Origin of the sequence: Sphingomonas sp. (assembly GCF_025362505.1) — a bacterium.
Lineage (GTDB): Bacteria > Pseudomonadota > Alphaproteobacteria > Sphingomonadales > Sphingomonadaceae > Sphingomicrobium.
In genome coordinates this window covers 1-14,699 of record NZ_JANYGG010000030.1, presented here as the reverse complement: position 1 = coordinate 14,699, position 14,699 = coordinate 1, and the positions used below count along the sequence as shown (strand labels likewise).

Here is a 14,699-nt window from a genome sequence, read left to right as displayed (position 1 = left end):
CAAAAATCATCGGGGTTCGCCCGAGGTGCTCGCGGCGCGCTGCCAAGTCGGCGATCTTGTCCGCGATCGCTTCGACAGGGTCACCGTGCATGACATAAGCGTCGCACTGCCGTGCGATCATCGTCTTGGCGGTGTCGCTTTCACCCCCGGCATAAATCGTCGGACGCTTGACGGGCTTGGGCGAGCACACGGCATTGTCGAGGCTGTAATAGTGCCCGGCGAACGACGAGCGCTCCTTCGACCACAACATGTTGACGACCTCGAGCCATTCGGCGGTCCGCGCATAGCGGTCGTCATGTTCGTCGAATATCAGCCCATATTGGCGCGCCTCATCGGCCCACCATGACGACACCACGTTGAGCGACAATCGCCCTCCGGCGATGCGGTCGATGTTGGCAGCGGCCTTGGCGAACAACGCCGGCTGGTGGAAATTGGGACGCACCGCGACCATCAGCTCGATTGTCGACGTGACTGCCGCCAGCGCGGCTGCAGTCGACCAGGCGTCGAGGGCCGGGGCCTCAACCCCCTTGATGTCGTTGAGGTTGAGCTCGGCGATCAGGGATAGATCCCAGCCGGTTTCTTCGCTGCGCTGAGTCAGGCGCCTGGCATAGTCCCAGCTGGCCTCGGGCTCGTCGCTCACGTTGCGAAGCCAGCCGCCGAACACGGGCATCCAATAACCGAACCTCATGCGGATTCCTCAATGCGTGCCATTATCCAGTCCACCAGCCGCTCGTGCGGATCCCAGCCGAGTACTTCGAGCGGCTTGGCGACGAAGTTCGACAGTGCGTTTACGTCATAAAATCGGGAAATACCGTCACGGTCGTCCACAACCATCTCGACCCCGCCGATGTCGAGGCCGACGGCCTGCGCGATCTGCTCGGCAGCGGCGATGACGTCGGGCGCGGGAGTGACGCTGGTCATGGCGATTGCCTTGCGGCCGGGCGCCGAAACGCAGGCGTCTGCAGGACAAAGGTCGAAATTGTCGCCGCTGCTTTCGACCTCGATCGCGTAGAGAAACCGACCGCCCATCGTCTCGATGCGCGTGATGACGCCCCCCCGAGGCGGCACATAGTCCTGCAAGAGCAACACCTTGTCGATCGAGGTTGGGATACTGTCATCATCAATCGACCGGATCATTTCATCCGTCGATGAATAGCGCACGATGCCCGCCCCCGAGCCCCCGATGTTTGCCTTCACCAACAGCGGGAAGTCCATCACTTGCGCCGCAGCAACCAGGTCGCGTGCCCGATGAACGACTCGCGTCTGCGGGATCGCATGGCCAAGCGCCGCAATTAGCGAAAGTTGTCGCGCCTTCGAGGAGTCGAGCGCCAGCGCCTCGGGCCCATTCAGCACGACGGCTCCCATTCGCCGCCACTGGTCAAGCAGGGCGGCCGTATAGAAGATCGGATGCTCGGGCTCGCGCAGGAAACCCGATTGGGCGACGCGGTTGAAAATTAGCGGGGCAGGGGGCGGACTGGTAAAGTCGAAGCAATGATCGGTGAGGGATATGGGGACATAGTCGACACTGCGCCGATCGAGCGCATGGAACAGCGGTTGGAACCACAGCGGATGTTCATAGAGGATTGCAAGTGACGCCATTGCGCTGGCCTAGACAGTCAAGGTTGCGGTGCGCAATCGAAAGTGGCGAGGCTGGGCAACAAAAGAAATTTCGCAAAAGCAAAAGCCCGGGCCGCGTGTTCGCGTCCCGGGCTTCCTGCGTGACGATTGCTCGTCAGCCCCCTTTGGAAACGGGCCAGTCGTTGCTGACCCAAACTCCCCGAACCTCAGCTAAGCTTCGATCGGAAGCTTAGACGCTAGGCCAATCACGGCGCATGTCACCGCCAAAGTACCGGCCTTCGACTCTTTGCGAACACTCTGTTGCCTCCGTGCAACATCGCTTCGCCAGATTGCGTTCGCCTCCCTCGCCACCTAGAGGACGGCGACCCGCATATTGCCCGTCCTCCGAAAGCATTGCCTTGCGCCTGTCCCGCTCCTTTCTCCCCGTCCTCAAAGAAAGCCCGAGCGACGCCCAGATCGTCAGCCACAAGCTGATGCTTCAGGCCGGGCTCGTTCGCCAGACAGCCGCGGGCATCTATGCCTGGCTTCCGCTCGGCCTGCGCGTGCTCAACAAAATTGCCGACATTGTTCGCGAGGAGCAGGACAAGGCCGGCGCGTGCGAGCTGTTGATGCCGACGCTCCAGTCAGCCGAGTTATGGCGCCAGTCAGGTCGATACGACGCCTATGGCCCCGAAATGCTGCGCATCAAGGACCGTCACGAGCGCGATATGCTTTATGGCCCGACCAACGAGGAAATGATCACCGCGCTATTTCGCGACGACGTGAAATCCTATCGCGACCTGCCGCGCACGCTTTATCATGTGCAGTGGAAATTCCGCGACGAGGTGCGCCCGCGCTTCGGCGTGATGCGGGGCCGCGAATTTCTGATGAAGGACGCTTATTCGTTCGATCTCGACGAGGCCGGGGCGCGGCTGTCCTATTACACCCAGCTGCTCGCCTATCTGCGGACCTTCCAGCGGCTCGGCATCCGCGCGGTGCCGATGAAGGCAGCGTCCGGGCCGATCGGTGGCGACCTCAGCCACGAGTTCATCGTCCTCGCTCCCACGGGCGAAAGCGAGGTGTTCTACGATTCGCGCTTTGAGGAGATCGACTGGAGCAAGACCGACATCGACTATTCGGACGAGGCGGGTCTCCATGGCTTGTTCGACCAGGTCAGCTCAACCTATGCCGCGACCGACGAGACCCATGACGAGGCAAAATGGTCTGAAGTGCCGAGCGAACGCCAGCGCACTGGGCGCGGCATCGAGGTCGGACACATCTTCTATTTCGGCGACAAATATTCGGCCGCCATGGGACTCAAGGTGTCGGGAAAGGACGGCAACAACGTCACGCCGATGATGGGCAGCTATGGCATTGGCGTCAGTCGGCTCGTCGGCGCGATTATCGAGGCGAGCCATGACGAGAAGGGCATCGTGTGGCCCGAAGCTGTCGCTCCGTTCAAGGTCGGACTGGTGACCATGCGGGGCGACGACGAGGCTTCGGTCGCGGTTGCCGATGATCTCTATCGCCAGCTGACCGCTGCCGGTGTCGAGACGCTCTACGACGACCGCGACGAGCGCGGTGGTGTCAAGCTTGGCGGCAAGGACCTGATGGGCCTGCCGTGGCAGCTCGTGGTCGGGCCACGCGGGGTCGCCGCAGGAATGGTCGAACTCAAGGATCGTCGCACCGGCGAGAAATTCGAGATCCCGATCGACGCCGCAGTGGCGCGCCTCTCCTGATGATCCTCAATCGCTACGAAAAGATGATCGCGCGCCGCTACTTGCTCCCGGGCAAGGGCGAAGGGTTCATCTTCCTGGTCGCCGCAATCAGCCTGGCTGCGGTGGCGCTTGGAGTTGCAGCGCTGATCATCGTGATGTCGGTAATGAATGGCTTTCGCGCCGAACTGTTCGACAAGATCGTCGGTCTGAATGGCCACGCCATTGTTAACGGCTATGAGGGGCGACTGAGCGAATGGCAGCGGATCGCCGCTAGCGCCCGCGCTACGCCAGGGGTGGTTTCCGCGCTGCCATTGATCGAACAACCGCTGATGGCAAGCGCCAACGGCCGCGTCGAAGGAGTGCTGGTGCGCGGTATGCGTCCCTCAGACCTCCAGAATAACCCGATCATCAGTTCGCATGTGAAATCGGGGCAGCTGGTCGACATTGCGCCGGGCAGCAACAAGATCGCGATCGGCAGTGGGCTTGCCCAGTCGCTTGGCGCCTATGTCGGATCCGAGATTAGCCTGATCTCGCCGGAGGGCCGTGACACGCCGGTCGGGAGCGTGCCGCGGATCGTGACCTACACCGTTGGCGCGGTGTTCGAGGTCGGGGTCTATGATTACGACAAGCAATATATCATCATGCCAATGGAGGACGCGCAGTCGCTCCTTTTGATGGGCAACCAGATCGGCATGATCGAGGTTCAGGTCGACAACCCCGACAAGGTAAGCGAGACGCTCGCCCCCCTTGCGCCGATCGTCCGCGGCCACGGCATCTTGATCGATTGGCGACAGATGAATTCTGCCTTGTTCAGCGCACTGGAGGTCGAGCGGATCGCGATGTTCGTCGTCCTGTCGCTGATCGTTCTGGTGGCGGTATTTAACATCCTGTCTTCGCTGATCATGCTGGTTCGGGCGAAGACACGCGACATTGCGATCCTGCGCACGATGGGGGCGAGCCGTCGCGCGATGATGAAGATCTTTGTCACGGTCGGGACCACGATCGGGGCGCTAGGGATCATGCTTGGCGTGATCCTTGGCGCCCTGTTCCTGTTCTTCCGACAGCCGATCGTTGATTCCATCCAATATCTGACTGGCCAGGATTTGTGGGACCCGTCGGTCCGGGTGCTGTCCAGCCTGCCGTCGAAATCGGACCCGGTCGAGATTGGTGCGATCATCGTCACCGCGCTGCTGCTGTCCTTCCTTGCGACGCTCTATCCTGCGTGGAAGGCAGCAAGCACCGACCCTGTCCAGGTGTTGCGCTATGAGTAAGCCGGTTCTCGAGACGACCGACCTTCGCCGCAGTTTCACTCAAGGCGAGGTTACCATCCACGTCCTCAACGGGGTCAACCTCTCGATCCAGCCGGGCGAAATCGTGGCGCTGGTCGGGCCATCGGGGTCGGGCAAGTCGACGTTGCTGCAGGCGGTAGGTCTGCTCGAAGGCGGGTTCGAGGGATCGATCCGGATCAACGGGATCGAGGCGGCGGCACTAGACACCGATGCCCGGACAGATCTTCGCCGCGATGCGCTGGGCTTCGTCTATCAGTTCCATCACCTCCTGCCCGATTTCGATGCCCGCGAGAATGTCATCCTGCCGCAGATGATCCACGGCGCGCTGCCGGAGGTCGCGCGGGAACGAGCCGACGCGCTGCTGACGACGCTGGGACTTGGCGACCGGCTCGATCATCGCCCGTCGAAACTGTCGGGCGGCGAGCAGCAACGGGTTGCCGTTGCGCGGGCGCTGGCCAATCGTCCGCCGCTGATCCTGGCCGATGAGCCAACGGGCAATCTGGACGAAAAGACCGCCGACACCGTCCTCGCCGAATTCCTTCGGCTGGTTCGAGATGAAGGCAGTGCCGCGCTGATCGCTACCCACAATGAGCGGCTGGCCGCGCGGATGGATCGAGTGGTGCGGCTGCACGAAGGGGTGCTCGGCTGACGCCACCAAATGGCGCGCCGCGCGTTCACCGGCCATGTCACCTGAAACGCCTCCGGAAGCCAACCGAAAAATCCCCCTCTTTGGGGCCGCCGCGGTCGTGCTCTTGCTCGTCGGGGCAGGGACTTATGGCTGTTCGAAACGAAACAATGACAAGCTGAGCGACACGCAGGTCAGCGGTCAGAACAGCGCGGCCACGACTGCTCGCGTCGATCCGGCCAAACGCTGCGCCTCGACTCAGACATATGAGTTGCTCAAGCGCGAACTGTTCCGACGGGCCGCGCAGATTCGGGGAAATGCCGATCCCGCGCTGTTCGACCGCATCGCCACCGCCGCTGCGCTTCGAATCGAGCGACCGGTCGTGACCAGTCGGGACGAGGGCCTTGGCAGCATCGGATGTTCGGCGAGCGCAACGGTAGACCTTCCTCCAGGCTTGGCGGTTGCCGGTGGTCGCACCAGCCTTTCCGCCGATCTCGGCTTTACGCTTCAGCCTGCTGCGGATAGTAGCGGTGATGTCCTGACGTTCACGAACGCCGACGCAATCACCGTACCGCTGGCGACGATCGGCCGACAGGCAAGTGCGACCCAGCTTAATCCGATGAACCCAAGCTATGACGGTCCCGGTGAGGTTTCGGCTGCGCCGTCGGTGGTTCGTCCTGCTCCCCCTCTGCCGCCTGCGACATCAATTCCCGCGCCCGTCCCCCCTCGGCCACCTGCAGCGCCTGTGGCGGCGGCGGCTTCCGGAGCCAACCCCAGTTTTCCCTGCGCCCGAGCCCGGACAAGCGGCGAGGTTGCGATTTGCCGCGACCCCGCACTTGCCCAACTCGACCGACGAATGGCGGCGCAATACCGCAGCGCCTATGACGCGGCGACACCGCGCGAGCGCACAATCCTGCGCTCCACCGCGCACCGCTTCTATGGCTACCGCGACAATTGCCCGGATGCGCGCTGCATCGCCAATGGCTATCGTGGGCGAATGCGCGAGATTGACGACATAATGCGTGCCGATGGTCCCGACCATCAGCTTTAGGACACGCCTTCTAATCTGGGGATAAGTGCCCGCGGCGGGTTTCCAGTGAGCGCGCTGCATCGCATAGTCGAACGATGCTCCCTTATGTCCCGCTTCGTACTTTTTCGTCGTTCACCATGCTCGAAGGGGCAGTCGAGCCAAAGGCGATCGCCAAGCAGGCGGCGAAACTCGGCTTTCCGGCGATTGCGATGACCGATCGCAACGGCCTCTATGGCGTGATGCCGTTCGGCGATGCTTGCACCGCCGAGGGTGTCCAGCCGATCATCGGTGCAACGCTGGCCGTTGCCCGCCCCGAGGAAGGCGCGCTGACCCTCGACTGGCTGGTTCTCCTCGCGCAGGACGAAGCCGGCTACGCCAATCTCTGCAAACTCGTCTCCGCCGCCCACCTCGACCGCCCGGCCCACGAGCCGCCCCACGTCCCGTTCGCGATGCTCGAAGGCATGACCGATGGCCTGATCGCGCTGACCGCGGGCGGGGAGGGGGCCGTCGCCCGCCACCTCGCCGACGGCCAGCGGTCGAAGGCCAAATCCTACCTCGACCGCCTCGAGGCGCACTTCCCGGCCCGCCTCTACATCGAGCTCAGCCGCCGCGGCGACGCCATCGAACAGGCCGCCGAACCCGCGCTGATCGACCTCGCCTACGCGCGCAACCTGCCGCTCGTCGCGACCAACCCGAGCTGTTACGCCGAACCCCATTTCCACGCCGCCCACGACGCGCTGCTGTGCATCGCCAACTCGACCCAGATCGACAGCAACGACCGCCCGCGTAGCTCGGCCGAAGCGTGGATGAAGCCCAGCGCCGCGATGATCGAGCTGTTCGCCGATCTCCCCGAAGCAATCGCCAACACCGCCACCATCGCCCAGCGCTGCGCGATCAGTGCGCCCCAGCGCAAACCGATCCTGCCAAGGCTCGGCGACAACGAAGACGAGCAACTGTGCGCCGACGCCCGCGCCGGGCTGGCCGATCGCCTCGCCCGCCTTGCCGAGCGTGGCGCAGGCCCCGCCGATGCCGGCCCCTACCGCGACCGTCTCGAATTCGAGCTCGACGTCATCACCCGCATGGGGTTCGCCGGCTACTTCCTGATCGTCGCTGACTTCATCGTGTGGGCGAAAGCCAACGACATCCCGGTCGGCCCCGGCCGCGGTTCGGGCGCCGGCAGCATCGTCGCCTGGGCGCTGCTGATCACCGATCTCGACCCGCTCGCGCTCGACCTGCTGTTCGAACGCTTCCTCAACCCCGAGCGCGTGTCGATGCCCGATTTCGACATTGATTTCTGCGAAACCCACCGCGACAAGGTCATCAGTTACGTCCAGGCCAAGTACGGCCGCGACCGGGTCGCCCAGATCATCACCTTTGGCCGGCTCAAAGCCCGCGCCGTCCTCAAGGACACCGGCCGCGTGCTCCAGATGAGCTACGGCCAGGTCGACCGCTTGGCGAAACTGATCCCCAATCATCCGACCGAACCGTGGGACCTGCCACGCGCTCTAAACGGCGTCTCGGAACTCGCTGCCGAATATAAGAATGATGAGGCGGTTCGCCGCCTGTTCGACCTCGCGATGAAGCTCGAGGGCCTGCCCCGCCACAGCTCGACCCACGCCGCCGGAGTGGTCATTGGCGACCGGCCACTGGACGAGCTCGTTCCCCTCTATCGCGACCCGCGCTCGGACATGCCGGTCACCCAGTTCGACATGAAATACGTCGAGGCGGCGGGGCTGGTGAAGTTCGACTTTCTCGGCCTCAAGACCCTGTCGGTGCTCAAGGAAGCCCAGCGCCTCCTCGCCCAGTCAGGCCAGTCGGTCGATTATGCGGCCCTCGCCTGGGACGACGAAGCCGTCTACGAACTGCTCCAGCGCGGCGACACGGTCGGCGTGTTCCAGCTCGAATCCGAAGGCATGCGCCGCACCCTGTCCGCCGTGCGCCCGACCGCGTTCGGGGACATCATCGCGCTCGTCTCGCTCTATCGCCCCGGCCCGATGGACAATATTCCGATGTTCGGCGACCGCAAGAACGGCCGCGCTGAACTCGCCTATCCGCATCCGATGCTGGTCGACGTGCTCAAGGAAACCTACGGCATCTTCGTCTACCAGGAGCAGGTGATGCAGGCCGCGCAGGTCCTCGCCGGCTACAGCCTCGGCGAAGCCGACCTCCTGCGCCGCGCGATGGGCAAGAAGATCAAGTCCGAGATGGATGCCCAGCGCGAACGCTTCTGCACCGGCGCCGCCGTCAACGACATCTCCCGATCCGACGCCAACACCCTGTTCGACCTCATCGACAAGTTCGCAGGCTATGGCTTCAACAAGTCGCACGCCGCCGCTTACGCCCTCGTCGCCTATCACACCGCTTGGCTCAAAGCGCATCACGCACCCGAGTTCTTCGCCGCCTCGATGAGCTTCGACACCGCGCAGACCGACAAGCTCGCGCTGTTCGTCGACGACATGCGCCGGGCGGGGATCGACTGCCTGCCGCCCGACATCAACGCCAGCGAGGCCTCGTTCGACGTCCACAACGGTCAGGTCCGCTATGCGTTGGGCGCGCTGAAAGGCGTCGGCGAGAAGGCGATGGAGGCGCTCGTCGCCGAACGCCGCGCCAACGGCCCGTTCACGTCGCTCGACGACTTCGCCGAGCGGATCGACCCGCGCCAGCTCAATCGCCGCCAGCTGGAATCGCTCGCCGCCGCTGGTGCGTTCGACAGCCTCAACCCCGATCGCGCCGCGGTGTTCGCCGCCGCCGAAACGATCCTCGCCCACGCCGCCAGCGCCGCCGATTCGCGCACCAGCGGGCAGGGCGGCCTCTTCGGCGGCCCGTCCGACGCCGGCGTCGCCCCGATCCGCCTGCCGAACGCTCACTGGACCCTCGCCGCGCGCATGGCCGCCGAGCGTGACGCATTCGGCTTCTATTTCTCCGCTCACCCGGTAGATTCGCAGCGCCACCTGCTCGCCGCGCACAAGGTCCGCCGCTTCACCGACCTCGCCGCCTTGCCCGCCCCGGCCGAGGGAGGCCGTTCGCAGTCGATGATGGCGGCGATGGTCGAAGGCACGAAATGGGCAACCTCGGCCAAGGGTCGCCGCTATATGCGCGTCACCATGTCCGACCCGTCGGGGCAGTTCGACGCCACCGCGTTCGACGACGAGCCGTGCGCAGCGCTCGAAGCCGCCGCCAAGTCGGGCGAGTGCGGCCTGCTGACCGTCGAACTCGACCGCCGCCCCGGCGACGACGTCCCGCGCGTCGCGATCAAGCGCTTCCAGCCGCTCGACAGCCTCGCTAAACGCACCCGTCTTCAGATGGAGATTTGTCTCGAGGAAGCGGGCCAGGTCCCTGCGATCGCGAACGAACTGGCCAAAGCAAAAGGCGGCACCGGCATCGTCCGCTTCCGCGTCACCCTCTCGGGCGATCGCAAAGCCCAGCTCCTCGCCGGCCGCGACTTCACCCTCGACGCCGACCTCGCGGCAAGAATCGAGCGCCTCCTGGGCCCGGATACGGTTGAACTATCGGTCCAAGCGCCCCCGCAACTGGCGATCGTGGCGTAAATCCTCCCCAGGCACCGCTTGGGGAGGAATAGATCAAGCCATCAGGAACCCGTCTTTGTTGACCAGGCTCGTGATATGCTTGTTCTGCTCGGGTGTGATCTCCGCCTTGAACCGCGGGAAGACCTCATCCTCTTCCAGCCGCGTATGCCGCGCGAGCGAATCGCGGAACTCGCGCACCGTCTCGAGCCACAGCGGCGCGTCGGTCGCCATCTCGCCAAGCTTGAACAGATAGGTCTTCACCTCGCCATGCTCATGTTCGAGCTGGTCGGCGTCGGCCTTCTCGTTCGCCTCGCGCAGCGCCGGATAGACCACCATCTCTTCCTCGTGGGCATGCTTGTCGAGCGCATGGGTGAGTTTGGTCAGCAGCATCCCGCGCTTGATCTTCTGCGTCTCGTCGGTGGCCAGCATCTTGTCGAAGATCGCCAGCGACATCCTGTGCTCGGCGGCCAGCACCTCGTCCCAGTCGCCGGCCGTTCCCGACCTGCCCTGAACGATCAGCTTGCGCCCGAGGTTCGCGGCAACGATCACCGCCGCCCCGGCCACTGCCGCGCTGAGCAGCGCCCCGGCCGTCGTCCCGTTCAAGTCGAACAGGCCGCCGCTTTTCTGACCCCCGTTCGATCGGTTGCCCGATGTCTTGCGGTTCGATTTGGAAGCAAATTCGCCGTCGCTGTTACGCGGCTGCCGGGTACGCGTCGCCATCGAAAATACTCCTTGGTTGGTTCGCTTGCTAAACCAACAGGGGAGGGCGGACGTTCCGCTTAACCGGCGTTTGTCACCGTGTCCGCAGGGGCGTTCGTCTCAATCGGTGGCGTGGCGTCAGGCACCACTTCGACCGGCGTAACGTCGGGCGCGGGCTGGTCGACATCGGCGGCCGGAGGCGGCGGCGCCTTCGTCTCATACTCGCTCCCGGGCAGCGGCCGAGTGACCTTGCGCGCAACTGGCGCCGTTTTGTTCACCGGCGCCTTCGCTCCCGCATAGACGCACGCATCAAGCCCATCGCGCCCGACCGTCCCGATCCGGCTTGCAATGATCCCGCCATATTTCCGCGTGAAACCGACTGGCGCCACCGCTCCGCGCTTCTTCGGCAAGGGCAACACCGCCGCGATCCGCGCCGCTTCGGTCTCGCTCATTGCCGACGCATCATGCCCGAAATAGCGCTCCGACCCGGCGTTGACGCCATAGGTCCCGATCCCGGTCTCGGCGAGATTGAGGTAAACCTCCATGATCCGCCGCTTGCCCCACAATTGCTCGATCAGGAAAGTGAACCACGCCTCCGCCCCTTTGCGCACATAGCCGCCGCCCTGCCACAGGAAGGCGTTCTTCGCCGCCTGCTGGCTGATCGTCGACCCGCCGCGGATCCGTCCGCCCGATGCATTGCGCTTGGCCGCATCCTCGATCGCCTTGAAGTCGAACCCGTTGTGCGCGCAATATTTGCCGTCCTCCGCCGCGATCGCCGCGCGCACCATGTCGCGGTCGATCCGGTCGATCCCCATCCACTCCCGATCCGCCGCGCGCCCGGCGAACACATCGCCCAGCATCGTCGCGGTGATCGGCGGATTGACGAAGCGATAAGCGAGCACCCACAGCACCGAGAACAGCACCAGCCCCAGCACCAGCCGCACGATCCACCCGAGCAACCCGCGCCGCTTCCCCGCCCGCTTGCGCCGGTATTTCGGAATGCTGCTCTTGGGTCGCCTGGCCATGCGCGTTGACTAGCGCCCGCACTGCGCTGCGCAAGTCCGGCATTGGCGAGACCTCGCCGATCTGGCAGGCCGGACATCAATCGATCGAAGGCCCCGCGGCAAGGATGCTGCGAATTTCGCCGACTATCTCTACTGGTTTCACTTCGCCAACGGCTCGTTCATGCCGACGATGACGACCGAACTGATCGTCAAGATGGTCGGCGATGGCGCCGATCCCGATCTTGCCAAGGTGCTCGCGTCCCGCGGGGCACGCGCCTACGCGCAGGTCGAACAGCGGCTTGGCGAGTCAGACTATTTCGCCGGCGACGAATTCACCGCCGCCGACATCATGATGCTGTTCCCGCTGACCACGGGCCGGATGTTCGTGCCGCGCGACCTCGCGCCGTTCCCCAATATCCGCGCCTATCTGCAGCGGATCGGCGCCCGCCCGGCGTTCCGGACGGCAATGGCCAAGGCCGACCCCGACCCCGACCTTGCGCCAATGCTCACCTGAGCGGCGGGTCGAGGCTCGCCAGCAGCGCCAGCGTCCCCGGATCCTTCTTGCGATAGTCGAGTGCCGCCTCGGCCTCGGTCCGCGCACCCGCCCGATCCCCGCTCGCCAATAGTGCCGCGGCAAGATCGCGCCGCACCGGATAATACCAGGCCGGCGGGTCCGCCATTGCGCTGAAGTCGTCGCTTTCCTGAAGCTCGGCCGCCTGACGAAAGGCCACTTCGGCTTCGCCCGGCCTGCCGCCCATCATCGCCGCGCGCCCGGCCAGCACCTCGCGCGCAATGAACAGCAGGTCCTGCGCCTGCGCCGTCGCATCGTCCTTGCTCTTGGGTCCGCGCACCCCGCGGATCGCCGCTGCCTCGCTCCGCACCCCCGCCGCGTCGCCATTGCGCGCAAACGCCTCGCCGCGCGCGTAATGCCACGCCCCCTTGAGGAACGGTAGCTTCGGCTGCTTCAGCGCCAGCACCTCCGCCACCGGCGCAAACCGCGCCATCGCGAAATAGCCGTTCGCCGCGATCAGCTGGCTGTACGCCCCCGCGTCACCGCGACCCTGCGATCGCTCGACCAATGGCCGCCCGAGATACAGCGCCGTCTTGGCATCCCCCGCCTCGAGCGCACCGCCCAGCCCGAACGTGACGTTGTGCGCGTGATAGGGTAGCCCCCACACCCCGTCGGGCGGCCCCAGCCCGAGCGCTTTTGCATTCTCGATCCCCAGTGCGACCGCCTTCATGTTGGCGTCCGCCGCGTCCTGATATCGTCCGACCCAATAATAGGTATGGCTCGGCATGTGGACGAGGTGGCTCGCGCGCGGCGCCAAGCCCGCCAGCCGGTCGGCATAAGGTTCGGCCAGTGCCGGCACCCCGGCCAATTCGCTCGCATGAATATAGAAATGGATCGCCGGCGTGTAGTTCGGGTCGCGTTTCAGCACCGGCTCGAGCAGGGTCATCGCGATCTCGGCGTTGAGCTTGCCCTCCTCGCTCCTCTTGGCCGCAGTCTCCAGCCACGCGTCGGCGGCAAGCACCGCGAGCTCGTTGTCGGCTGGCTCGCGCGCGCTCAGAACATGCATCGCCTTGGCGAAGTTGAGCGCACCCAGTTCCTTGTCGTCCCCGGCATAGCGCAGCTGCAGCGCGTCGATCATCGCGCGCTCGCGCGAAGTCGCGTCCTTCGCCGCCAGCGCCGCCGCCCGCTCGGTCATCGCCGCGAGCGCGGCCAGCTCGTCCTCGCTCTTGCCATAGTTGATCGTCGGTCCTGACGCCCACGCCAGTCCCCACAGGCACATCGCGCAAGCCGGGTCGAGCCGTACCGCCTCGTCCATCGCCTTGATCGCCGCCTTGTGCGCAAAGGCATGCGCCAGCTGCATGCCATTATCGAAGAACGCCTGCGCGCGCGGCACCTTGGTCGTGACCGGGAACCCGCCCGCACCATAGCCCGGCATGATCATCGCGGTCTTCGAAACCGCCGTATCGCCATGCGACATCCCCGCAGCGCCGCCATGCGACATCCCCGCCATTTCGGAATGTGGGGCAGGGGGAGCGGGGGGAGGGGTCTGGGCAACTACCGTAGAGCCCATTCCGGCCAGCATCAGCATCGTCAAGCGCATGTCACATCCCCCAGCAAGCGATTGCTACCATTCTCTCCCGCAACGCCCTAAGCAACCCCCATCATTCGGGGGACCATCATGCCTGCCTATCCGCTTACTACCGCCGCCCTCATGCTCGCACTCGTCGTCTATGTCGGGGCGGTCATGAGTGTTGGCCGCGCGCGCGGCAAATATGGCGTGCAGGCCCCTGCCACCACGGGCGACCCCGCGTTTGAACGGGTCTTCCGCGCCCAGCAGAACACGGTCGAGCAGATCATCCTGTTCCTCCCCTTGCTCGCGCTCGCCGCGCTGCGGTTCGGCGACCTGACCGCTGGCATCTACGGCCTCGTCTGGTCGGCGGGCCGGATCCTCTACATCGTCACTTACGCCCGCAACGCCGGCAGCCGCGCGCCGGGCTTCCTCCTGTCGGCCGGGTTGTCGGTGGGGATGCTGATTGCGCTTGTCGGCTCGTTGGCGCTCCGCTCCTGATCGGCGCCACCTTGCCGCACCGCGCCAAGCCCCGTAAATCGCCGTCATGACCTCGACCAACGACATTCGCCGCAGCTTCCTCGACTATTTCGAAAAGGCGGGTCACGCCCGTGTCGCCTCGGCGCCGCTCGTTCCGCACAACGACCCGACCTTGATGTTCGTCAACGCCGGGATGGTGCCGTTCAAGAACGTCTTCACCGGGCTCGAAACTCGTCCCTATGTCACCGCGACCAGCAGCCAGAAATGCGTGCGCGCCGGGGGCAAGCACAATGACCTCGACAATGTCGGCTACACCGCGCGCCACCACACCTTCTTTGAAATGCTCGGCAATTTCTCGTTCGGCGACTATTTCAAGGAGCAGGCGATCCACCATGCTTGGACCCTGCTCACGAAAGAATGGGGCCTCGACCCGAACCGCCTGACGATCACCGTCTACCACACCGACGACGAGGCCGCTTCGCTGTGGAAGCGCATCGCCGGCCTCCCCGACGACCGCATCATCCGCATCGCGACCAAGGATAATTTCTGGGCGATGGGCGACGATGGCCCGTCAGGGCCCTGCTCGGAAATCTTCTACGATCATGGCGACCATATCCCCGGCGGCCCCCCGGGCAGCCCCGACGAAGACGGTGACCGCTTCGTCGAGATCTGGAATCTCGTCTTCAAGATCG

General features: G+C 64.8%; 12 protein-coding genes and 1 pseudogene. 8 read left to right on the top strand and 5 right to left on the bottom strand.

The window, feature by feature from the left end; translation table 11 throughout:
- Positions 1–688 (bottom strand): LLM class flavin-dependent oxidoreductase (locus Q0R27_RS02415; RefSeq protein WP_293940577.1); only part of this gene is annotated, 688 nt, incomplete at its 3' end.
- A complete protein-coding gene (locus tag Q0R27_RS02410; RefSeq protein ID WP_293940576.1) occupies positions 685–1,599 on the bottom strand; it encodes an alpha-L-glutamate ligase in 915 nt (304 codons plus the stop codon). The genes Q0R27_RS02415 and Q0R27_RS02410, both read right to left, overlap by 4 nt.
- Positions 1,600–1,976: 377 nt before the next feature.
- Here Q0R27_RS02410 and proS point away from each other — a divergent pair, with 377 nt between their 5' ends.
- From proS to dnaE, 5 genes are all read left to right on the top strand, one after another.
- Positions 1,977–3,296: a proline--tRNA ligase gene (gene proS, locus Q0R27_RS02405; protein ID WP_293940575.1), complete on the top strand. Its 1,320-nt coding sequence runs from the start codon at positions 1,977–1,979 to the stop codon at positions 3,294–3,296.
- Complete coding sequence (locus tag Q0R27_RS02400; RefSeq protein ID WP_293940573.1) at positions 3,296–4,546, top strand: lipoprotein-releasing ABC transporter permease subunit; 1,251 nt, start codon at positions 3,296–3,298, stop codon at positions 4,544–4,546. The genes proS and Q0R27_RS02400 overlap by 1 nt, the downstream gene beginning before the upstream one ends.
- Entirely contained in the window at positions 4,539–5,213 is a 675-nt protein-coding gene (locus Q0R27_RS02395) for an ABC transporter ATP-binding protein (protein ID WP_293940571.1), read from the top strand. Before Q0R27_RS02400 ends, Q0R27_RS02395 begins: the two co-directional genes overlap by 8 nt.
- A gap of 97 nt (positions 5,214–5,310) precedes the next feature.
- The gene (locus tag Q0R27_RS02390; protein WP_293940569.1) at positions 5,311–6,240 is read left to right on the top strand and encodes a hypothetical protein; all 930 of its coding nucleotides are present in this window, start codon (positions 5,311–5,313) and stop codon (positions 6,238–6,240) included.
- Positions 6,241–6,314: 74 nt separating this feature from the next.
- Positions 6,315–9,767, top strand: a complete 3,453-nt coding sequence (gene dnaE / locus Q0R27_RS02385) for a DNA polymerase III subunit alpha (RefSeq protein ID WP_293940568.1) — start codon at positions 6,315–6,317, stop codon at positions 9,765–9,767.
- A 33-nt stretch (positions 9,768–9,800) separates the two neighbouring features.
- On the opposite strand, the gene Q0R27_RS02380 is transcribed toward dnaE, so the two are convergent.
- Together Q0R27_RS02380 and mtgA are read right to left on the bottom strand one after the other, a co-directional pair.
- Entirely contained in the window at positions 9,801–10,466 is a 666-nt protein-coding gene (locus Q0R27_RS02380; protein ID WP_293940566.1) for a hemerythrin domain-containing protein, read from the bottom strand.
- A 278-nt stretch (positions 10,467–10,744) separates the two neighbouring features.
- A pseudogene (gene mtgA, locus Q0R27_RS02375) lies at positions 10,745–11,470 on the bottom strand (monofunctional biosynthetic peptidoglycan transglycosylase); the annotation flags it as partial.
- A 160-nt stretch (positions 11,471–11,630) separates the two neighbouring features.
- Here mtgA and Q0R27_RS02370 point away from each other — a divergent pair.
- A complete protein-coding gene (locus Q0R27_RS02370; protein WP_293940564.1) occupies positions 11,631–11,963 on the top strand; it encodes a glutathione binding-like protein in 333 nt (110 codons plus the stop codon).
- On the opposite strand, the gene Q0R27_RS02365 is transcribed toward Q0R27_RS02370, so the two are convergent.
- Positions 11,956–13,560: a hypothetical protein gene (locus tag Q0R27_RS02365; RefSeq protein ID WP_293940562.1), complete on the bottom strand. Its 1,605-nt coding sequence runs from the start codon at positions 13,558–13,560 to the stop codon at positions 11,956–11,958. The genes Q0R27_RS02370 and Q0R27_RS02365 overlap by 8 nt on opposite strands.
- Positions 13,561–13,638: 78 nt before the next feature.
- Between Q0R27_RS02365 and Q0R27_RS02360 the strand changes: the two genes are divergently transcribed.
- Together Q0R27_RS02360 and Q0R27_RS02355 are read left to right on the top strand one after the other, a co-directional pair.
- Entirely contained in the window at positions 13,639–14,028 is a 390-nt protein-coding gene (locus Q0R27_RS02360; RefSeq protein ID WP_293940560.1) for an MAPEG family protein, read from the top strand.
- A 46-nt stretch (positions 14,029–14,074) separates the two neighbouring features.
- A partial coding sequence (locus Q0R27_RS02355; RefSeq protein ID WP_293940558.1) for an alanine--tRNA ligase-related protein occupies positions 14,075–14,699 on the top strand: 625 nt, incomplete at its 3' end.